This window comes from Acinetobacter sp. AG3 (assembly GCF_022343575.1).
In the GTDB taxonomy this organism is placed as follows: domain Bacteria; phylum Pseudomonadota; class Gammaproteobacteria; order Pseudomonadales; family Moraxellaceae; genus Acinetobacter; species Acinetobacter guillouiae.
The window spans coordinates 334,508-356,990 of sequence record NZ_JAKQZD010000001.1 but is presented as its reverse complement, the minus strand read 5'-3'; the positions used below and the strand labels follow the sequence as shown (position 1 = coordinate 356,990).

The 22,483-nt window shown below is 40.1% G+C and carries 18 protein-coding genes; 15 read left to right on the top strand and 3 right to left on the bottom strand.

The window, feature by feature from the left end; genetic code table 11:
- Positions 1-27 precede the first annotated feature (27 nt).
- Complete coding sequence (locus L3V46_RS01620; RefSeq protein ID WP_239044780.1) at positions 28-906, bottom strand: hypothetical protein; 879 nt, start codon at positions 904-906, stop codon at positions 28-30.
- Positions 907-928: 22 nt separating this feature from the next.
- Positions 929-2,347 carry a phosphate--AMP phosphotransferase gene (locus L3V46_RS01615; protein ID WP_239044779.1) on the bottom strand — a complete coding sequence of 473 codons (1,419 nt, stop codon included), beginning with the start codon at positions 2,345-2,347 and terminating at the stop codon, positions 929-931.
- 199 nt (positions 2,348-2,546) lie between these two features.
- Here L3V46_RS01615 and L3V46_RS01610 point away from each other — a divergent pair, with 199 nt between their 5' ends.
- The 7 genes from L3V46_RS01610 (at position 2,547) to hisIE (ending at position 10,428) form a co-directional block, all read left to right on the top strand.
- A complete protein-coding gene (locus L3V46_RS01610) occupies positions 2,547-3,254 on the top strand; it encodes a hypothetical protein (RefSeq protein WP_239044778.1) in 708 nt (235 codons plus the stop codon).
- 152 nt (positions 3,255-3,406) lie between these two features.
- Positions 3,407-4,351 (top strand): bifunctional demethylmenaquinone methyltransferase/2-methoxy-6-polyprenyl-1,4-benzoquinol methylase UbiE, encoded by a 945-nt coding sequence (ubiE, locus tag L3V46_RS01605; protein WP_239044777.1) that lies wholly within the window; start codon positions 3,407-3,409, stop codon positions 4,349-4,351.
- A 32-nt stretch (positions 4,352-4,383) separates the two neighbouring features.
- Complete coding sequence (locus tag L3V46_RS01600) at positions 4,384-5,055, top strand: hypothetical protein (RefSeq protein WP_239044776.1); 672 nt, start codon at positions 4,384-4,386, stop codon at positions 5,053-5,055.
- Between the two features lie 3 nt (positions 5,056-5,058).
- Positions 5,059-6,678, top strand: coding sequence for an AarF/UbiB family protein (locus L3V46_RS01595; RefSeq protein ID WP_239044775.1), 1,620 nt, complete (start codon positions 5,059-5,061; stop codon positions 6,676-6,678).
- Positions 6,679-6,806: 128 nt separating this feature from the next.
- On the top strand, positions 6,807-7,889 hold the full coding sequence (locus L3V46_RS01590; RefSeq protein WP_239044774.1) for a patatin-like phospholipase family protein: 1,083 nt from the start codon (positions 6,807-6,809) through the stop codon (positions 7,887-7,889).
- 297 nt (positions 7,890-8,186) lie between these two features.
- Positions 8,187-9,476 carry an NAD(P)/FAD-dependent oxidoreductase gene (locus tag L3V46_RS01585; protein WP_239044773.1) on the top strand — a complete coding sequence of 430 codons (1,290 nt, stop codon included), beginning with the start codon at positions 8,187-8,189 and terminating at the stop codon, positions 9,474-9,476.
- 166 nt (positions 9,477-9,642) lie between these two features.
- Positions 9,643-10,428 (top strand): bifunctional phosphoribosyl-AMP cyclohydrolase/phosphoribosyl-ATP diphosphatase HisIE, encoded by a 786-nt coding sequence (gene hisIE, locus L3V46_RS01580; RefSeq protein WP_004816700.1) that lies wholly within the window; start codon positions 9,643-9,645, stop codon positions 10,426-10,428.
- A gap of 59 nt (positions 10,429-10,487) precedes the next feature.
- On the opposite strand, the gene L3V46_RS01575 is transcribed toward hisIE, so the two are convergent.
- The gene (locus tag L3V46_RS01575; protein ID WP_239044772.1) at positions 10,488-12,482 is read right to left on the bottom strand and encodes an alkaline phosphatase PhoX; all 1,995 of its coding nucleotides are present in this window, start codon (positions 12,480-12,482) and stop codon (positions 10,488-10,490) included.
- A gap of 261 nt (positions 12,483-12,743) precedes the next feature.
- Between L3V46_RS01575 and L3V46_RS01570 the strand changes: the two genes are divergently transcribed.
- The 8 genes from L3V46_RS01570 (at position 12,744) to L3V46_RS01535 (ending at position 22,359) form a co-directional block, all read left to right on the top strand.
- A complete protein-coding gene (locus L3V46_RS01570) occupies positions 12,744-14,237 on the top strand; it encodes a UvrD-helicase domain-containing protein (RefSeq protein WP_004725463.1) in 1,494 nt (497 codons plus the stop codon).
- Positions 14,238-14,328: 91 nt separating this feature from the next.
- The gene (locus L3V46_RS01565; protein ID WP_239044771.1) at positions 14,329-15,702 is read left to right on the top strand and encodes an AAA family ATPase; all 1,374 of its coding nucleotides are present in this window, start codon (positions 14,329-14,331) and stop codon (positions 15,700-15,702) included.
- 450 nt (positions 15,703-16,152) lie between these two features.
- On the top strand, positions 16,153-18,990 hold the full coding sequence (locus tag L3V46_RS01560) for a monovalent cation/H+ antiporter subunit A (protein ID WP_004816694.1): 2,838 nt from the start codon (positions 16,153-16,155) through the stop codon (positions 18,988-18,990).
- A gap of 3 nt (positions 18,991-18,993) precedes the next feature.
- Positions 18,994-19,359, top strand: a complete 366-nt coding sequence (locus L3V46_RS01555; RefSeq protein WP_004725457.1) for a Na+/H+ antiporter subunit C — start codon at positions 18,994-18,996, stop codon at positions 19,357-19,359.
- The gene (locus L3V46_RS01550; RefSeq protein WP_239044770.1) at positions 19,359-21,161 is read left to right on the top strand and encodes a monovalent cation/H+ antiporter subunit D; all 1,803 of its coding nucleotides are present in this window, start codon (positions 19,359-19,361) and stop codon (positions 21,159-21,161) included. Before L3V46_RS01555 ends, L3V46_RS01550 begins: the two co-directional genes overlap by 1 nt.
- Positions 21,162-21,683, top strand: coding sequence for a Na+/H+ antiporter subunit E (locus L3V46_RS01545; RefSeq protein WP_239044769.1), 522 nt, complete (start codon positions 21,162-21,164; stop codon positions 21,681-21,683).
- A complete protein-coding gene (locus tag L3V46_RS01540; protein WP_004725452.1) occupies positions 21,680-21,955 on the top strand; it encodes a monovalent cation/H+ antiporter subunit F in 276 nt (91 codons plus the stop codon). The genes L3V46_RS01545 and L3V46_RS01540 overlap by 4 nt, the downstream gene beginning before the upstream one ends.
- A gap of 23 nt (positions 21,956-21,978) precedes the next feature.
- Positions 21,979-22,359, top strand: a complete 381-nt coding sequence (locus L3V46_RS01535; protein ID WP_034615073.1) for a Na+/H+ antiporter subunit G — start codon at positions 21,979-21,981, stop codon at positions 22,357-22,359.
- Positions 22,360-22,483 lie beyond the last annotated feature (124 nt).

Genomic DNA, 22,483 nt, shown 5'->3' with positions numbered 1-22,483 from the left:
AACAAAACATTATTTAAAAATAACCCTTTAAATTACAAATCGGTTTTTGATCCATGCCTCGACTTTTTTACGTTGAATCCCTTTCGTTACAGATAGATATGCAAACTTTTCGAAATTGAATTGTATATTTAAAAATTGCTCTATATGCGTCAAAAACAGGTTTAAATTCAACAAATCCACTGATGGAAATTTCATCTGATCGATATCAATTGTAAATGTACCGCTTTGTTTTAAAATGATCCTTTTTCTCTTTAAAGAAAAATCATTCATTATCTCGACCCTATAAGTATCATTCAATGCTTCAGGCGAATTTAATCTAATTTCTAATATATAACGACGGTTCTTTTCTTCATCAGTAAGTTCTCTTGGTGTCAACCATTCACCATCGGTTGTTAAAATAAATGAAATTGACCAATTGAATAGATCAACTGGATGAATATCTAATCGCTTCAATAATTGATAAGCAGGCAACTCGGGCAAGCGTTGATCATAATACTGTCGAATTTGCTCAACAGAAGGATGAGACGCCTCCAAGAAATTAAAAATTTCAAAAAGATTTGCTAAATACGCAGGCTGATGACGAATATTTTCTAAAATAAAATCATCAAAATATTGAATGACTTCAGGATTTTTAGAGAAACTCAATACAGCCCAGACGGCTCTTAAACTTCCGATATCATGATTGCTTAAATCATAAAGTTCATTGCTCAGTTGATATTTAGCTAAACAATTGAGTAAAAACTTATCTACTTCACTGGTAGAAAGTAGGTGTAATTTATGAACATTTTTACCATCAGGTAAATATGAATCATTGTCTAGTTTTCGAATCAACTGCTGAACTAACTTTTCACTCGGCTGAGTTAAGTGCTGTTTATGATCGAGCAAAATCTTGTGTAATGTTCTCATAGGAACCAACGCCTGATCATGTCTAATCCGCTTTTAACTGCTTTAAAATCGTTTTAAGGATTTGAATACGAGCCGTGTACTTATCATTGGTCGCAACCACATGCCACGGTGCATACTCAGTATCGGTTCGTTCAAACATATCCGCAGCCGCATTTAAATAATCGTCCCAATGTCCACGATTTCGCCAGTCATCAGGGGTAATTTTAAAGCGTTTATGCGGTGTTTGTTCACGTGCTTTAAAACGTGCTTCTTGTTCATCTTTGCTGATTGCCAACCAGAATTTAACTAACACGGTTTGATTATCCGTTAAATCTTTTTCAAAGCGATTAATTTCATCATAGGCACGTTGCCATTCCGCAGGCTTGGCAAAGCCTTCAATACGTTCAACCAATACTCGACCATACCAAGTACGATCAAAAATGCTGATCTTTTCCTCGGGTTGAATCTTGGTCCAAAACCGCCATAAATAGGGTCGACGCAATTCATACTGTTCTGGTGCAGCAATGGTATAAATCTCGTATTCACGTGGATCAAGATTTTTCACAATCCGCTTGATTGCCCCACCTTTACCAGCTGCATCCATGCCTTCAAAGGTTATGATGACATTGCGTGAATCATTGCGTAGCGCTTCCGATACTTTTTTGGTTAATTTTTTTAATTCAGCTTTATATTGGTCTTTATCCAGTTCTGCTGTCGCGGGTTGCAATAACGACTCAGGTACAGTCGCCTGTTTCCACTTGGTTCTCACTGCTGTTTTATGTCGAGGCAACTGCTTTAACGCTTGCAGAATATACTGTGCAAATTGTTGATCTCGGGCAACACAATCTTCGCAATCAATCACATACCAATCATCGGTAAAACGTTGACGTAATTTTTGCACAATATCGTATTGTTTTTTATTCCGCCAATCCAAACCCATTAACTTATGCCAACGCTGTTCAGACGCATCCATTGAATCTAAACGCTTTTGTAAGCTTTTCCACGGCAAATCAAACCAAATTTTGATCACATCAACATGATTATTTTTTAGGTCTTGTTCATAAGCACGCATATTTTCAATATAGGTATCGAACAAGGTTTCATCTAAGGGTTTAGAAACATGCATCGCTGTAGACAATAAGTCACTGTACCAATTGCCAAAAAACAACTGAATTTGCCCTTCTGATGGAATGTGCCGTGCATAAGGCTGCCAAAAACTTTGTTTACTACTAAATAAACTGGCTGGATCTGCTTTAACCCGTAAGTAACGAGGATCAACCCATTCACGTAATTGTTTAACCGCTTCCCCTTTCCCCGCAAGCTCGATACCACTGACTAAAATAACCAAGCTTTTGGCATTATTTTTATCTTTAGAATTCTTTAAGGCATATTGTGCCTCAATTAGATCAACGGATAACTCTTCTTCATCACGCAACGCAAACGCTAATTGTTCTTCAATCATCTGCTTCTCTATGGTCTGAAACTTCAATTGAGTATACCCATTCCCTAAAATAGAGTTATATTATTTTCTGTATAAAATCTTTGATATTGGCTATTTAAAAATCCACTGACCATATTTCTCTATTGTTTTTTAACTTTTGTCATAGTGATACGTGCCAACTGCCTTTATGCTGTTGCTAAACGAAATCTAGAGTTTTTATATGTCAAAACTTGCTGCACTTGATCAGCTTTTAGAACAATATCAACAATTGAGTTATCACACTGACCCAATTCTAGAAAAACGCCTGCATGAAGCGCAGGACTGGTTAAAAATGCGTATTGAAAAGACCCATCATGCGCTATTCAATCAAAAAGAAAATCAATTGATGGCAAAATATTTTATCAACCGCTTATATGGTGGACCTGAATTTGATGATTTGGCGATACAGATTGAACGTTTATTAAAATATGCACATAAAGCAGAAAAAATTCTCCCTGAAAATGCCATTAAGACCGGTTTAAAATCTGTTGGATTGGCGGTACTTGCTATGCAACTCGATGAACAAGTCGCGGCACAATTACTCAAGGATTACCCTGTTGATCAAGTGATTGATGATGAAATGATGCGACTGACCTTGCTGAAATTAGATCAAGCAGAAGCCCGTCAACAACAGCTGGGTTTATTGGATGATTTGGGTGGTGCACTAGACAAATACATGCGTTCATTCATTATGCATACTGCATTTAAAATGTGTAAAGGCACTGCAATAAAATATAAATTTGAATTGATGTATGACTTTATTGGCGAAGGTTTTATTGCGATGAAACCGATGAAATCCGCAGCTGATTTTATCCATGCATTTACCCTAAAAGAACGTAATATTGTCGAAAAAGTGCATGCTGGAGATCCCAATCCATTTCAAGATTAATTTAATTTTTGGCTGTATCAAACCGATCTCTAAGATCGGTTTTTGTATATTATTCATAACAATTTCATGATGAGGACTGCAAAATTATGCAGAATCTGTCATTATGCAGAGCAATATAAAATTTCCCATTTTTGTGTTCAGGAGTGACTCAAATGTCGAATGAAAACCAAAAGCCTATAGCCCCAGCTGAAATGGCAACGAATACAGACAAAGTGAGTCCATTTCTAACAGAACCATTACCGCAAGGTACTCCACAAGGTCAACAACAGTCCTTGCAGCAACAACTGGTAGATACGCCAGTTTCTGGGACTGTGCCAAAATACAACCTCCCCCGTGGTGCTAATACAGGTAATGTTGGCGCAACTACGCATTTCGGCTACAAAACTGTTAATAGTGAAGAAAAAGCGCAAAAAGTCGCTGAAGTCTTCCATTCTGTAGCAAGCAAATACGACATTATGAATGATTTAATGTCATTTGGTATTCATCGCCTCTGGAAACGTTTTGCGATCAATATGTCAGGTGTCCGTCGTGGTCAGCACGTGCTTGATATTGCAGGCGGTACAGGTGACTTAGCCAAAGTTTTCAGCCGTGAAGTTGGTCCAACAGGTCATGTGGTTTTATCCGATATTAACGAGTCCATGTTGAATGTTGGTCGTGATCGTTTGATTGATGCTGGCTGTACCAATGTTGATTTTGTATTGGCCAATGCTGAAACCTTAGAGCCATTTGCAGACAATAGTTTTGACTTGCTCACCATCAGCTTCGGTCTACGTAATGTGACTGATAAAGATGCTGCACTCCAAGCAATGTATCGTGTATTAAAGCCAGGTGGTCGTTTACTGATCCTTGAGTTCTCAAAACCAGTATTTGAACCATTTTCAAAGCTATATGATTTCTATTCATTCACCGCTTTACCATTTATGGGTAAAGTTGTTGCTAATGATGCGGAGAGTTATAAGTATTTGGCTGAATCTATTCGTATGCATCCAGACCAACGTACCTTAAAAGGTATGATGGAAAATGCTGGTTTCCAAAACTGTGATTACCACAATTTAACCGGTGGTATTGTGGCGGTACACCGTGGCTTTAAACTGTAATTTCCCCAAGATATAACAAGCAAGGTTGAATTATGTGGTCAATTCTGGCACTCGGTGCAGTTGAACGATTAATCAATCAGTTTATTAATTTGGATGCAATTACCCGCATCCAATTTAATCAGTTACAAGGCAAACTGTTACGTGTCGTGATGGATACGCCTCAGCTTTCTGTCGATGTTTACTTTGATCAAAATAAAATCCGTCTTGAACCGACTGTGACTGGTAAAAGCGAAACACCTTCAATTTTTGAACAACGTCCTTTTGACAAAAATGTTGCGATTGCAGAAGCCACAGCAATATTACATGTAAAGAATGTTGTTGAATTGGCTAAATTATTTGTTGCGGATGATATTGGCAATATTCCTCTACAAGGTGATTATCACCTGTTACAGGATATTCAAAATATTATCCAACAGCTTGAGCCTGATTTGGCAGCCCAGCTTAGCCCGTGGATTGGTCCTGCACTCGCGCATGAAATTGGCAAAATCCAACTGGCGCCAAAACATCTCAAACGCTCACTGCAAAGTCATTTATTTTTTGTAGAAGACTTTTTAAAAGAAGATACGGGTGTATTGGCTCCGCGTTGGCAAATGGATGATCTGCAACAAGATACCCGTCAACTGAACCAAAATATTGACCGACTTGAAGCAAAAATTCAGCAACTTCAATCTCACTTTACTCAAAATCAAGATCAGGTAATTTAATATATGATTCCGCATATTGCCCGTTTATTCGAACTTTGGCGCATCGCCGCGCACTATAGACTCGACACACTGGTCCCTGCGGAAGAATTACCTGAAAAAGCTCGGCATGCTTTAGCTTTAATTCGCTTACACCCTGCGGCATGGTCAAGCAAAGAACGTAAAAACCCACTCAAGCTTAAAGAAGCATTAGAAGAAATGGGGCCTTTAGCAATTAAGCTGGGGCAATTACTTTCCACGCGTCGTGATTTAATTCCACCTGAAATTTTACAGCAATTGGTTTTATTACAAGATCGGGTTAAACCCTTCGAGGTCAATATTGCAAAAGCGCGTATTGAGCAATCACTGAAAGCCAATATTTCTACAATTTTTGCCCGTTTTGATGAACAACCTTTGGCTGCTGCATCTATTGCACAAGTCCATACTGCTGCGCTCCATGATGGTCGTGAAGTGGTGGTGAAAGTCACTCGTCCAGATATTCGCAGTCAGATTCTACAGGATTTTGAAATTCTGCAATGGCTAGGAGCAAGCTTAGAAAAACGGCTTGAAGCAGCTCGTGCAGTGCATTTGTCTGAAATCATCCAGAATTATCGTCAAGTGATCTTAAATGAACTGGATCTTACACTAGAAGCAGACAATACCCGTCGTATGCGTCATTACTTCACGGGTTCAAGCATGATGTATGTGCCTGAAGTCTATATGGACAGCAAAGATGTTATGGTTGCTGAGCGGATCACAGGCGTTCCTATTTCGGATATTGAAACCTTTGAAAAGCTCGGAATGGATCGTAAAGATCTTGCTGAAAAGGGTTTAACGATTTTCTTTACACAAGTATTTCGTGACAATTTCTTCCATGCCGATATGCATCCCGGCAACGTATTTGTTGAAACATTAAATCCAAGCCACCCTCGTTATATTGCCCTTGACTGTGCAATTATGGGTGAGCTATCTAAACAAGATCAGATGACCGTTGCACGTATGTTGCTTGCGGTCATGAACAGCGACTTCTTACAACTGATTCAAATTGTGCATCAGGCGGGCTGGATTCCACCGGGTACCGATCAAGATGCGCTATCCCGTGAAATGCGTCGCACTGTTGGACCAATGGTTTCCAAACCGATGCATGAATTGGACTTTGCGGGTATCTTGATTCAAGTCATGGACATTGCGCGTCGTTTCCATTTAGAAATTCCACCACAATTGATGTTATTACTCAAAACACTGGTGCATGTGGAAGGTTTAGGTACCGATTTATATCCTGAACTCGACATTTGGAAACTGGCAAAACCGATTCTCACCGAATGGGTAAAAGCACAAATGAATCCTCAGAAAAACTTAAAAGAGTTAGGACAGAAAATTCCTGACTTACTTTTAGGCGCACAGGATTTCCCGACCTTGATGGTTGACAGCTTAAATGGTTTAAAAAATCAATCTGCATGGCATGCAAAACAACTGCATGAGTTGCAAATGATGCGTTTAGAAGTGGAACAGCAACAAAAACGTAGCTGGATTTTCGGCAGTATTATGGCGATTTTGCTCTCTATTGCGATCATTGCACCGTGGTATATTTCAATTGTTTTAATTGTCTTGTCCACTGTTTTAGCAGTTTGGCGGATTGCCAAATAAAGTGATTCAGCCTATTCAATGAATAGGCTTTTTGTCTATGACTGCTAAGTCACCGAGTGACAGCTCTCGCCATTGTTCAATCTATCACGCACTCTAAAATAAAAATATTCGTTTGAGTGAGTGAAATCATGACCCAAATTCTACAAAAACGCCCTGCAGCAATCACCTTACGTGCAGGCTCACTCGCCAAACAACACATACAACAAGAAGGCTTATCTGCACATCAAGTCGATATGATTCCCGGCGCAGCTGGCGGCCCCAAAGGCATTGGTTTAATGGGCTTGGATCAGGCGATTTTCGGTGATTTTCTACAGCGTGCCAAACAACGACGTTTTTTAATTGGTTCATCTGTTGGTGCATGGCGCTTTGCTGGAATTTTAGCGCAGGGTGAACAACTCGGTCCTGAGCGTTTGGCGGAGTTATATATCAACTTGCCCTTTCATAAAAAGATGACCATTGCAGAGATTGAGAAAATATCTCGCGAGATGCTGTACAGCATTTTAGACCAACACAGCCAAAAATTGGTCGAACATCCCGAATATCACCTTACGATTATCGCAGCCAAAGCAGAACATTTATTTCAAAGTGATCAAAAGTTTGCACTGTATAGCTCCTTACTCGGTATTATCGGCAGTAATGCAATTTCAAGAAACCATCTGAATAAATTTATGCAACGAGTCATCTGTCAGCCTGCTCAGTTCCCACAATTTAAAATTCAGGATGACGCTTTTAAAACCCATTATTTAAATTTTAATCAACACAATGTTGCGGATTGGCTGATGGCCTCAGGTTCGATTCCGGCAGTTACACCTGCGGTAAAAAATATTGCCGATGCGCCACAAGGCGCGTATCGAGATGGTGGTTTGATTGACTATCACATCGATTTGCCTTTTGAGAGTAAAGGGATTGTTTTATATCCACATTTTGCCGACAGCATTATCCCGGGCTGGTTTGACAAAATGTTTAAATCTCGCACAGCCAATCCTGCAAACCAAGCACGGACTTTACTGATCTCACCTTCTCAAGACTATTTAAAATCTTTACCTTTAGGACGTTTACCAGATCGTAAAGATTTTGTGATGAAAGGTCTGGATGATCAGAAGCGAAAACAATTGTGGAAGCAGTCTGTGGCAGAAAGTCAGCGACTAGGTGATGAATTTTTAGAAATGCTGGAGAAACAAAATTTTGCTGAAGTGATGCTAGATTTATAATTATTCTCCCCCATTGATCACCTCATCCAGCGATCAATAAATATGATTTTCAATAGCTTAAATACATAACAACAGTTTTCTCGATGACTTGAGATATCAGCCTGAGACATGAGCCAGTCATGGCTCAAGCTTTAAATCATGTATTTTTGTACTGAATTTAATCCGTATCTGGTCTCGCCTATAGGCGTTGATTCTTGGCTAAGATCAATCAGGGAATAAAGAGCTTGATTCAAATTACTGCTTGTTAATTCCCTGCTTTTTGTTAAATTTAAATCATTCAAAGCACTTACTCTAATAATGAATCAAACTAAAACGCCAAAATTTGCCATCGTCGGTGCAGGAACAGCAGGGCTTGCTGCAGCAATTTTACTCGCACAACAAAATATTCAGGTTACTATTTTTGAGAAAGTATCTGAGCTTGAACCTGTCGGTGCTGGCTTATTGCTTCAACCGTCTGGACTTGCAGTTTTTGAGCACTTAGGTGTGCTTGATGATGCGGTTAAACTTGGTGCAATGGTCACAGGCTTAGAGGGACAACTCGCCAATGGCTTTAAACTGGTAGATAGTCATTATGTCCAAGCCCATCCCGATTTTTATGGTTTAGGTATCCATCGAGCAAGCTTATGTCATGTTTTGCAAAATAAATGCCATGAATTTCCTGAACTGATCACTTGGCACATGAATGCCGATATTGAAAAACTTAAAGAATCAGCAGATGAAATCCGAGTTTTGGGTAAGATTAATGGTGAATGTTTTGATGAAGTCTTTGATAGCGTTATTGTTGCCAATGGTGCACGAAGCCAATTAAGACCGATCGAATGGGTTAAAATCGATCAAGCTTACCCTTGGGGCGCGAAATGGACCATTGTGCCTGAATGTTTGCAGCTTGATACTCAAATTTTGCATCAATTTTATGATCGCTCCAAGATCATGATGGGAATCTTACCTACAGGCGCAATTCCCACTCAGCCCAAGCAACGACTTTCCAGTATCTTCTGGAGTCTTCCAACCGATCAGCTTGGAAATTTCTTACCTCATCAACAAGCCCGTACAGAGTGGTTAAAAGCGCTATCCAAACGCTGGAAGCCCGCAGCAGAGTGGTTAGAGCAAGTGATCGCCAATCCTGAAGAAAAGCAACAATGGCTTTCTGCCCATTATCGTGATGTAGTGCTGTCTAAATTTGGGCAAGGACGTATCGGTATCATTGGAGACGCTGCACATGCCATGAGCCCGCAGCTTGGACAAGGTGCAAATATGGCGCTTTTAGATGCATGGGCTTTGGGACAAGCAGTTCAAGTTGCCCGAAACAATCAAACGATCGATTATGCAAAGCTATGGCAGTGCTATCATCAACATCGCAAAAGCTCATCCGCATTTTATCAATTTTTAAGCCGTTTACTCACGCCCCTTTACCAGTCTGATCTTTGGTGGGCAGGCGGTTTACGAGATCTAAGCTTCTCTTGGATGTACCGTATCCCTTATTTTCGTAAAGAAATGGCAATCACTGTGTCGGGATTAAAATCAGGTATGTTTACCCAAATGAAGTATGAAGATATTGCTCGATCATCCTTGGTAAGAGAAAAATAATGTGCACTCAAGTTACCCATTCTGTAATTTTAAAGTGTGAACAAGCGTTTTAATCTCGACTCAATCCATAATCAATATTTTCCTAAAATGCTGGAAATAACGTACACTATACAACCGCTACCATGTCAACGTAGCGCTCTTTCTTTTTATAACTTGGTGAAATCCTATGAACAATCTGCAATGGCTCGATGAAGTAAAATTTAACGAACAAGGACTTATTCCTGCTATTGCACAGCATCATCAAACTGGTCGCATTTTGATGGTGGCATGGATGAACCGTGAAGCATTACAACTGACTGCTGAAAAAATGCAGGGCGTTTATTTTTCTCGCTCACGAAATAAATTATGGTTTAAAGGTGAAGAGTCAGGCCATTTTCAAACCGTTTACGAAATCCGTTTAGACTGTGATGCAGATGTGATCGTCTTACAAATCGAACAGCATGGTGGAATCGCCTGCCATACAGGTCGAGAGTCTTGCTTCTATCGCAAGCTCACTGCAACGGGTTGGGAAATTGTCGATGCACAATTAAAAGATCCAAATGCAATATACGGTGAAAAACCTTCATCGAATCCACATACTATTGCCATGAATAGTTCCAATGCGCAGGCTGAACAGGTCGAAGTCTTGGGTTATTTAGGTAAAATGATGGCTGAACGTAAAGCAGCTGATCCAGATTCTTCTTATGTGGCAAAGCTTTACCATAAAGGTTTAAATAAAATCTTAGAGAAAATTGGTGAAGAAAGTATTGAAACCATCATTGCTGCTAAAGATTTTAAATCTGAAGCGTGTGAAGATCATAAAAATGATCTGATTTATGAAGTTGCAGATCTATGGTTCCATACCATTGTGATGCTTGGTTACTTTGAGTTGGATGTGCAATTGGTACTCAACGAACTTGCTCGTCGTCAAGGGCTTTCTGGCCTAGTTGAAAAAGCCAATCGAGATCATTAATTTGGTATTTATAAAAAAAAGCAGCGAAATATCGCTGCTTTTTTTATTCAAAATCGAAATTAAGAAGATTTTTTCTCAACCGAAGGTGCAATTGGGTCTGCTGTTAAATAGCCCACTGCAGCTGCAAAACGGTCTTTATAATTCGCACGAATCAAAGGATCCAAAGTTGCTTGAACCTTACTATGTAAAGAACCCCAATCCCCTGCATGCTGGAAGTTACTCATAATATAAGTCCAACCATTGATTGAATCGACTGCATGTAAACCTGTAGATTCAGCACCTGCTGGGCAAGAAAGAATACGATCTAATTTCTTGGTGTCTACGTTATACGCCCATAAGTAGTTATTCACATGGTTACCACTGTCTTCACCAATGAATAAGGTACGGAATGTTTCAGAGAACTTTAAGTTATCTGCACTTGCAATCGTATTTGGATCAGAAGTATTGCCGATATTTAACGGATCAGCAGAAGCATCAATATCTTTTCCAATTAAAAGCATGTGTGATTGGTATGGTACCCAGTCACTTTGAATAGCTTTACCAGATTTATCGCTCTTAGAACCTGCCATATCATGTGCAACAATACCACCAGCAGAAATCTTTTTCGCAAATCCTACATTATGTGACTCTAACCAAGCAGCATTACCTTTAATCATTGAATCTTGAATATTGGCAAGGGCTGAATATGCAACTTTGTCTTTAGCATTGACTGTTGTTCCTTCCATTTTGGTAAACGCCATACTACCGCCCATCAACGCTGCGTAGCGATGCGTTTCCAAGAATGCAGCTGCTTTTTCCATACCTGGTTTAACTTTCACCCACACTGTTTTCTTTTGCAGAATGATCTTGGTATAGCTTGCATCTTGTGGATCTTTATCTAAGCTTTCCATGATTTGACTTGGTTGAATATTTTGAACATTCACCAAATCTTCAATTTCTTGACTGGTTGCATGACCCAAGTTAATCCATTGAATTTGTGCAGTTGAGGTTTCATTCAACTCATTTAAATACTTCGCCACATATAATGTTCCAGCAGATAAATCTTTCTCTTTATCCGCAACAAACATAAACAAACCGCCATTGGTATAATCATCACCCATCAATGCAGTGCGATTATCAGGCATCACTTGAATCAACTCATGTGAGATACGACCCAAGCAATAGTGTTTTTTCACTGTGCCTGTACCATCTTTATTTACAGTGACTTCAGGTAAGTGACCATAATTATAAGGTTTTGCTGAAGTTTCATCACCATAGACATTTTTACTATAAGCCTTCATGGTGGTCATATCTGTACCTAAGCCTTGACCAAATGCATCTGGCTCATACTCTTCACTTGAAAGGTGTGTGCCCCAAGGTGATAAACTTGCACCACACGTGATCCATAAACCATGCGCTTTTGACATATCAACATTGTGATATTTCACAAAAGACAAATGACCTGTTTTAGGATCTTGGTCAAGTGAAATCACCCCAATTGGCGATGGCAACTTGCCATACATGTCATTACCCGCCAAATCACGTGTGGTATATTCAAATTGCACCACAGCAAATACAGGATTTCCTTTTACACCATCAATCTTGGCATCTTTAACAGTGAGCAAAGATGTTCCATCTGGACAATCTGAGAAGAATTGACGTGGCGAACCTGTAGAGTTATCCATGATTGGCTTATTATTAATATCATAATAACCACCAGCCAAGATCTTCCCACCTTTTCCATCATTGACCATATCGCCTGTTTGGAAGAAGGTTTTATAAGCAAGTTTGTAGTCAGTCTTGGTATTGTCATCCCAAGTTACAGCTAAACCAGAAGCAACTGTTGTTGTGGCCATTGCTGCTGCATTTGCTAATGTTGGTGCATCCATTGGTGTAAATGTTGCAGATTTTAATTTAGCTGGATTGATCGGTGGTTTAACTGCAGTATTTTTATCATCATCATTACAACCTGCAAGTGTGGCTGAAGTTGCCATTGCCCCAAGTGGAAGAAATGGAATGCTGGCTAACCAAGTAAGCACTTCACGGCGTGTATGTCGGCTGGCTGAATTTGTCATAACTTTATCCGAATATGTTTTAGAATTTTCCCGTGCTCAGTTTAGAAAGCAGTTATGACAATCTAGTTTCACTTTTAAGTCATTTTAAAGACAAAAGCCCCAATACCTCATATTATGATAAAAATGATCAGGATACGCTCCACAGATTCTTAGCACAGTCGTTTAAATAACATCTTGTTAGATTTCACCCTAGTGCTGAGCAATTTTTGCTATACTCTGTCCCATATTGAATTTTCAAGCTAATAAGATTTTATAAATACTGTGCCTTATTCTTTTACACCCACATCTGAGCAAAGCTTTGCAATCGCAGAAGCGAAAAAAGGACAATCATTTAAAGTGATTGCCTATGCTGGCACAGGTAAAACCACGACTTTACAGTTAATCAGTGATGCGATGACGGAGCGCCGTGGGATGTATTTGGCCTTTAATAAGGCAATTGCCACAGAAGCACAGAATAAATTTCATCAAAATGTAGATTGCCGCACCTTCCACTCTTTGGCGTTTCGTAGTGTGTCGCGTGGGGTAACCGATAAATTACGTCTGCCGCGTTTAAGTCCCAGTTTTATTGCCAAAGAATATCGCCTCGAACCGATTACGCTTAGACGTTTAATGGGCGGGCGTTATGAAAAATATGTGCTAATGCCCAGTCGTTTGGCGAGTTTAGTTGCCAATGCTGTAAGCTATTTCTGCTCGACCAGCTCACAATACCCAGCACCACGTCATATCCAAGCACCAAGTTGGCTGCATGCAGATGATATCGAGTCTTTACAAAAACATCTTTACCCTGCAGTAGAAAGACGTTGGTTAGAGTCGATTGATACCAATCATCAAGCAGGCATAGGGCATGATATTTATTTAAAACTCTGGGCATTATCAGATCCATTTATTCCAGCAGATTATGTACTCTTTGATGAAGCACAAGATGCTGATCCATTAATGCTTGGTATTTTATTGCGTCAGCGTAATACCCAAGTGATTTATGTCGGTGATGCCCATCAACAAATTTATGCATGGCGTGGTGCGGTCAATGCCATGCAACAAATGCCACTCCCTGAATCTCGTTTAACCACTTCATTCCGTTTTGGTGATGCGATTGCAGATGTGGCCAATCATTTGCTCGGTGCATTGGATGAAACTGTGCCTTTATTGGGCAATCCTGAAATGAAATCGAGTGTGGTCAATAAACCACATACTAAAATGCGTGATGCGATTTTATGTCGTACCAATGCACGTGCGATGGAGTTGCTTCTTTCTGGTCTCGTGCAAGGCGATAAGGTTGGACTACAAGCCGATCATGCAAAACTCAATCGTTTTGTTGATGCGGCAAGTTTGCTTAAACAAGGCAAACGTGTTGTGGATGTGCCTGAACTGGCTTGGTTTAACTCTTGGCATGATGTACATGAATACTGTGAAACCAATGACGGTAGTGATATCAAACCCTTAGTCAAATTGGTTGACGATCACGGTACGGAACCGCTCAAAAAAGCACTTGCTAAAATAACCCCAATAGAGCAAGCTGATTATGTGATTTCAACTGCACATAAGGCCAAAGGGCTAGAATGGAATCGTGTACATATCGAAGATGATTACCAATTTAAAATAAACGGTTTAGAACATAAAATCAGCGATGAAGAATTAAGACTGTTATATGTTGCCTGTACACGGGCGAAGGTTAGCTTAAATATTCATCACATCTATGATCTCGTGCAACAATTGAAAGTAAAAGCGCCATTTAAAAATAAAGCAACAGCATAAGGGTTTTGAGCAGTTCATCTGTATTAGCGAAAAAATCGCAAGGTGAAAATATCAACAGCTTTTATGCTGTCCGTCAATTTTCAGGTATCCTATGAAACTAGCAGCAATTCATTTTCGCCATACATACCATTTTGCTGATTTAAAAATAGACTTTAATTATAAAAACAAACCAATCAGTTTAATTGTTGGCGAACAAGCCAGTGGAAAAACGGCAATTATTAAAAATATTTACCAAGCTTTGACTTGGTTTCCTGCACGTCTAAAAGATTTGCGCACACCTGGTGTGGTGATGCTCGACCAAGACATTATGTTAGATCGAGTGCAATCCAAAATAGATGTTAAAATCAAATTTCCAATAGAGTTTGGTCAACTCGCAGAAAGCACTGCAACAGCAGAACAAGATCCGCAAACTTGTCATTGGCAATTATATAAAACCTTAAATAGTTCTGGTGTTGGTCTGAGCAAAGTTGACTTAGTACAACTCGAACAATTGGTAGAACGTTATAATCTGGTGCTCAAAAAAGATCCTGTTCAAGGCTTACCATTAATTGCCTACTACCCTGCTGAACGATTTGTAAATGAAGTGAATATTCTCAATAAAAATAATCCTATTATTTTACAAGCGCACAATGCCTATGAATTAGTACCGATTCCATATACCACCTTTGCACGATTTTTCGAATGGTTTCGAGAAATCAGTGATATCGAAAATGCACAAATCGCGCAACTTTTTCAAAGTGTTTTAGCGCAAAAAGAATCTTCAAATCAAAGTGATGAGGATTTTCAAAGTATTTTATTTCAAGCCCGTGCTCAATTACATGCACCCAGCTTAAAAGCCTTAAAGCAAAGCTTGAATATTGTCCTTCCTGAAGTCACAGATCTCTATTTAGAGTATCAGCCCAAATTACAACTGATGGTCACTTATAAAAATCAAAGTCTGACTTACTCACAACTGTCGAATACGGTTAAAAATTGGCTGGCCTTAGTCGGTGATTTGGTGCGTCGTATGTGCATACTCAATCCTTTAAGTCTTTATCCTTGTGAAGAAGGTGAAGGCATCTTACTGATTGATCAAATTGATGTTGATTTAGACCAATTTGGCCTTCAGTTAATTCTCGATCGTTTAAATCAAGCCTTTCCTCGTTTACAGATCATTGCTACAGCCAGTCATGAAGAGCTGCTTGAGCAAGCCGACGAATATCAATGTTTTAAACTGGACAATAAAAAGCTTTATGAAATTCAGAACAATAAAGTATGGCAAGAATACCAAGATATTTATGCAAACTTGCTCAAAGAAGTTCCCAAAAGCGCTGAACAGGATTTGCTTGAACCCGAACCCAATCTACCAGTAAATGTTCAACAGCTTTTTGAGCAGTTTAAACACCTGAGTGAAGAACAAAAGACCGAATTAAAACGTTTAATGCAGTCTGGTGATGACCAAACGTCACATAAGTTCTTATTATAGAAATACCTCAGCCTACACCCGTCAATAGCAGACAGTGAATGATCATCAATCGTATGACACTGTCTTTTATACTCCATTCTCAAATCATGAATATATTCACGTTCATATTCATTGTTCTATAAAATTCCAAACGCTCTAGATTGATGGTTACCGCATGATTTTCAAGCAGCAAAAAGTCACATGAAGCGTATAATTACAAATGTTTGCGTAAAAAACGACAAAATAAATTGATGTTATTCTACTCATGTAATAAGATGAAAAAATCAATTTAAATTAGATTTTTCAATGCAAATTGATTTTCTAATCGCTTTCTCAAGTTGCGCAACACAACTCATTTTTTAATTACTAATTTAATTCGGCTTTCAAGATTTAAGTTATTGGACTGTTCCTTGCATTCCTCAAATCCTTGAAAGATAAGATTCACATAGGTTTCACGACCTATTCACGACAATGGATACGCGTGTGCTTCCGATTATTATTCTTTTACCATTAATACTTGGCACTATCGTTGTTCTGTGGCTGAAGCAATTCTCTCGCGGGGTAACAGCCTTAGGGGCAATCGGGGTCAGTTTAAGCAGTTTTATCCTGCTGCTGACTCAAGCGAAAACAGTATTAAGTGGACAAGCCGTTTTAGAGCAGTGGCAATGGCTACCTCAAATTGGTATTGATTTTAGTTTCCGATTAGATGCTTTAAGTTTAATTTTTTCATTGCTGATCACGGGGATCGGCACACTGATTTATATCTATGCCTATTATTATCTAAACCCGAAAAATTCTCTGAGTAAGCTCTATGCATTGTTGATGCTGTTTATGGCCGCAATGTTGGGTATTTCCTTGTCGAATAACTTAATTATTTTATTGGTTTTTTGGGAACTAACCAGTATTTCATCATTCTTGTTAGTAGGCTATTGGAGTAACTACGACGCCGCGCAACGTGGTGCACGGATGGCGCTGACCATCACTGGTATGGGTGGCTTAGCCATGCTGGGTGGCTTTATTCTGATTGGTCAAATCGCAGGAACCTATCAAATTGACCAACTCACCATGATGGCGAGTACAATTCAAAATAGTGGTTTATTTGTTCCCGCTTTATTGTTGATTTTATTGGGTGCGTTTACTAAAAGTGCGCAATTCCCCTTCCATTTCTGGTTGCCTAATGCCATGGCAGCACCAACCCCTGTCTCAGCCTATCTGCATTCAGCAACTATGGTAAAAGCAGGGATTTTTCTGGTTGCACGCTTACTGCCAATCTTTGTTGGCTCGGCACTGTTCCATAATCTTGTCACCACAATTGGTCTGCTGACCTTATGTATGGCAGCATTTTTTGCCATCTTTAAAGAAGATTTAAAAGGCTTACTGGCTTATTCAACCATCAGTCATTTAGGTCTGATCATGTGCCTTTTGGGTATAGGCTCACCTTTAGCCGTGGCTGCTGCAGTTTTCCATATTATCAATCATGCAACCTTTAAAGCGGCATTATTTATGCTCGCTGGGATTATTGACCATGAATCTGGTACACGGGATTTAAGAAAGTTAAGTGGGCTTTGGCAACTTCTTCCATTTACAGCAACATTAACCATGATTACCGCTGCAAGTATGGCGGGTGTACCTTTGACCAATGGCTTTATCTCGAAAGAAATGTTCTTTACTGAGCTATTGGCAAACTTATCTGGTGGCTATGTTGTGTTGGCAGCAATTGTTGCGACATTGGCAGGTTTATTTGCAGTTGCTTACTCAGTTCGTCTAGTACATGGTGTATTTTTTGATGGTGATGTGGGGCGTGATGTTCCCAATAAAAATGCCCATGAGCCGCCAATCGGTATGCGAATTCCAGCAATCATATTGGCAACTTTATGTATTTTAGTGGGGATCATTCCTGCACTGCTGGTTGAAAACATTGTCAATGCCGGAACACGCGCATCAACACAAATTGCCAGTTTTGAAGGGGTTCATTTAGCCATCTGGCATGGTTTTAATTTACCGTTACTGATGAGTGCAATTGCCTTAATTGGTGGTGTGATTTTTTATTTCGCATTGGCCAAAGGCGGGCGAATTCGTGAAATTGATCTTGATCCACACTTAGGTCGTTTCCAAGGCAAATTATTATTTGAAGATTTCCTTAAAAATCTCCTGCTGATTTCACGCAAAATTAAGAAAAAAACTGAAACTGGCTCATTACAAAATTATTTATTGTGGATTTTGGCCTTAAGTATTGCCGTGGTTGCCACACCATTGATCAACCAAAATTTAACCACAGGAACACGGGAACTCACACATGCACCCTTCACTGCAATCGTGTTATGGCTGTTATTGTTCTCCGCCTGCTGGATGATGCTGTGGTTCCACCATGAACGTATCAAAGCGGTTCTGATTAGTGGTGCAATTGGTTTGGTCGTGACAATGATTTTCATCACGCTCTCTGCGCCAGACTTAGCACTGACACAAATTACTGTGGATGTTGTCACAACAGTTCTATTGTTGATGAGTTTATCACTGCTTCCTCAATTAACCCCTTATGAGTCCAGCCAAACCCGTCGTTGGCGTGATGCAGTCATTGCAATTGGTGGCGGTATTGGTATTGGTTGGATTACTTGGTTAATCATGACACGTGATCATAATTCGATTTCATGGTTCTTTGTTCAGCAGTCAATTCCGTTAGGCGGTGGCTCAAACATCGTCAATGTCATTCTGGTTGATTTCCGTGGTTTCGATACCTTTGGTGAAATAGCCGTATTGGGTATCGCAGCCATTGGTGCGCTGTGCATGATGGATGGGATGCGTGCTCATGGCACCACGATCACTCAAGGTCTGAGCTATCGTTTCAATCCATCGCCGCTGATGTTCCGTATGACGGCTTCATGGGTACTGCCAATCGCACTTGTGGTAAGTCTGTATATTTTCCTGCGAGGACATAATTATCCAGGTGGCGGCTTTATTGCAGGCTTAATTACCTCTATGGCATTGGTGATTCAATATATCGCGATTGGACAAGATCAGGCTGAAAAAATGCTGCGTGCTCAATCTGGTCGTTTATACGAAATCTGGATTGGTTTAGGGCTGATCATTGCTGGGCTTTCAGGTCTGGCTTCATGGTTCTGGGCGCGTCCATTTCTCACCAGTGCACATATTTATGTGGAATCAGGATTGTTTGGCAAATTCCATCTGGCCTCTGCTGCAGGATTTGACCTTGGCGTATATGTCACGGTTGTTGGTGCAGCCATGTTACTCATTTCTGTTTTAGGCGACTCTAGACATTCAAGCATGTCTGGTCCAGTACCCAAGGAGTAATGCATGATCAGTTTAGAATTTTTAATTGCATCTGCGATTGGATTATTGGTTGCCTCAGGAATTTATCTGATTCTTCGTGCACGTACCTTTCCAGTCGTTCTTGGATTAGCCATGATTGGCTATGCAGTCAATATCTTCCTGTTTTCGATGGGAAGAATACAAATCAGTTCACCTGCGATTTTAACCCAAGCCAGCAAAGTCACTGACCCTTTGCCTCAAGCTTTAGTGCTAACCGCAATTGTCATTGGCTTTGCAACGACTGCTTTTATCGTTCAATTGGCATTACGCAGTCGTTATGAGTCTGGGACAGACCATGTAGACACCAAAGAGGAACCGAGTAATTTTGACCCACGTGAGGATGAGCCATAATGACCAGCTTTTTAGATTTTTGGTATGCTCATTCTCCAATCCTGAGTATTTTAATTCCTGCATTTACAGGCTTTATGCTGATTTTATTAGGTAATCCTGGTTCAGGCGCTTTAAAACATGATTGGCGACAACCTTGGCGCCGTGGCATTAGCTTAATCTCGGTTATCCTTGGACTCGCCACTGCGATTGCTTACCTGATTCAAGCCAATACCGGGAAAATTTTTGTTTATCAACTTGCTGAATGGTCTGCACCATTTGGGATTGTCTTGGTACTGGATCGCTTATCGGCGTTAATGCTGGTTCTCACCTACACACTTGCCGCGCCTGTATTGTGGTTTGCCAGCAAAGAATGGGATGAACGTGGGCGTTATTTTCATGCCATGTTCCATCTTCTTTTAATGGGTCTGACTGGTGCATTCTTAACAGGTGACTTATTTAACCTGTTTGTATTCTTTGAAATATTACTGATGGCATCTTATGTCTTGCTGTTACATGGTCAAGGCAAAGCCCGTTTCCAATTAGGTATTCACTACGTCACCATCAACTTACTGGCTTCCGCCCTATTCCTCATCGGTTTAGGTATGATTTATGGCAGTGTGGGCAGTTTGAATATGGCCGATGTCGGTCGTTTATTACCGACCTTGGAACATGATCAACATCGTCTTGCTATAGCAGGTGGTTTGCTTCTATTTGTTGTATTTGGCATCAAAGCAGCCATGTTACCTGTGGGTTTCTGGTTGCCAAAAACCTATGCTGTTGCCGCGACACCTGTTGCTGCTATTTTCACCATCATGACCAAAGTGGGTGTGTATGCAATTTTACGGGTCAATGGTACTGTCTTTAATGATCAGCTTGGACAAACGATCTTTAGCAACTATTTATTGCCAATTGGTTTAATCACATCATTATATGGTGTGATCGGTGCACTGGCAGCTGAACGCTTACGCCGCTTCGTTGGCTTTATGGTGTTATCCTCAGTCGGAACGATTTTAGTTGCCATTGCCATGTTTAACACACCAGCATGGGCTGCTGGGTTGTACTACCTCGTTCACAGTACCATCATAGCCGCTTCGTTCTATTTGCTCTGTGGCTGGATTACCTCACAACGTGGTGCAATGAAAGATCATCTCAAAGTCGCACCAAAGATGAAGCAAGACAAAGTCATTGCCATGACGTTCTTTCTTATCGCTTTGATGATGGCAGGTTTGCCGCCATTTAGTGGTTTTTTAGGCAAAGTCTTAATCTTACAGGCAACTGCAAACTTGGCTGCACAAGGCTGGATTATTGCGATTATCTTGATTGTGAGTTTTTTAAGTATTCTGGCATTTACACGAGTCGGATTTATCCTGTTTTGGCGAGCGACGACACCTGAGGACAACCCGAAAGAAGAGGCTTATACAGCCTATCAGGACTTACCCGAGCAAGCTCCTGCACGCAATGACAAAAGCGTTTACCTGCTATTGGTAGGACTGATTGTCTATGTCGTTTGTGCTGCTCCAATTTTAAATTATGTTGAAAAAACAGCGCTGCAAGTTTCTGATGCATCACTTTATCAACAGCGTATTTTAAAATTGGATGGGCATGGTGAAACTATCAGTGTACAACCTTTCGATCCGCACTATGTACCTGAAACAAAATACAATGGTGAAATGGTTGATCCAAATGCACACTATATTCCCTATATCATTAGCCCAGAAACCCTAAAAGGCGAACATATCTCTGAATTTAAGCAACGCCAAATTCAGGGGCAAGAACAGCAACAACATGTTGAAAATGCTCAACTCAAGCCTATGGAGCAATAAATGCAAAATAAATCATTATTCGCTCGTATTTTACCGCATCCTTTTGTGTCGGTGATTGTGGCAATGAGTTGGCTCATGTTGAACCATAGTGCTGAAAGCTTTGATTTTGTTGTGGCAATCAGTTTGGGATTAATCATTCCTAAACTGATTCAACCCTTTATCATTCATACGCCCAATATTCATTGGAAAAGCGCCATTCAATTATTTTTTGTGGTGCTATGGGACATCGTCATCAGTAATATCAAAGTTGCTAAACAAGTCTTAGGCCCAACCAAAAATCTCACCCCGAAATGGTTTCGAGTTCCTTTGGAAACTGACCATGAACATGTCAATACGTTATTGGCGATGATCATTACCACGACCCCAGGTACAGTCAGTGCTGGGATTGATCAAGAACGTGGTGATATTTTGGTTCATGCACTAAGTTGTGATGATGTAGACGCAGAAATTCAAGCGATTAAAACCCGCTATGAAGTTCCGTTAATCGAAATCTTTGACCTGCAACGAGGAGCACGTTCATGAGTATTTTACCTTATGCACTTGGCATTTGCCTGCTCGCTGTGACCATCTCTATGTTGTTATGTTTGATTCGTTTGGTGATGGGCCCTTCTATCGTAGATCGATTATTGGCACTGGATACATTGTTTTTAAATGCAACCTGCTTAGTTGTCATTCTTGGCATTTATTGGGCAAGTACCTCAATGTTTGAAGGCGCATTATTGGTTGCAATGCTGGGCTTTGTTTCAACTGCTGCACTGGCTCGTTATTTTACAACGGGTCATGTGGTTGATTAAGGAGAAAGTACATGGAAAATAATATGCAAATAGTCATGGAAATCATCGTTTCATTCTTCTTGATTGTTGGTGCGTTTTTTACTTTGGTGGGTGGCATAGGTATGGTCAAATTACCAGACTTATTTATGCGTCTACATGCACCGACCAAATCCAGTACCTTGGGTTTAGGCAGCTTTTTAATCGCGGGAATGATTTACGCAGCATTTAACAGTCGTTTAGGTTTTGCAGAGTTATTGATCACACTGCTTGCCTTTATTACAGCTCCAGTATCGGCAAACTTAATTGCGCAGGCAGCAATTCATTTACGTCTACGTTCAACCTCTGGTGATGTACCTGAAGCGATTAATCGTCCTTTACCATGGCAACGTCAAAAGATCATAAAACAGTTTAAAGATAAGATTTAATTCATTTTCTGACTGATTGTTGATTGGTTGGTTGGTTGGCTAAATTAAATTGGACTGAGTCTAGGTACATACTGACTTAGTCCAATTTAAGCAACAATCAAGCTTAAATCGTCTGAAATACATT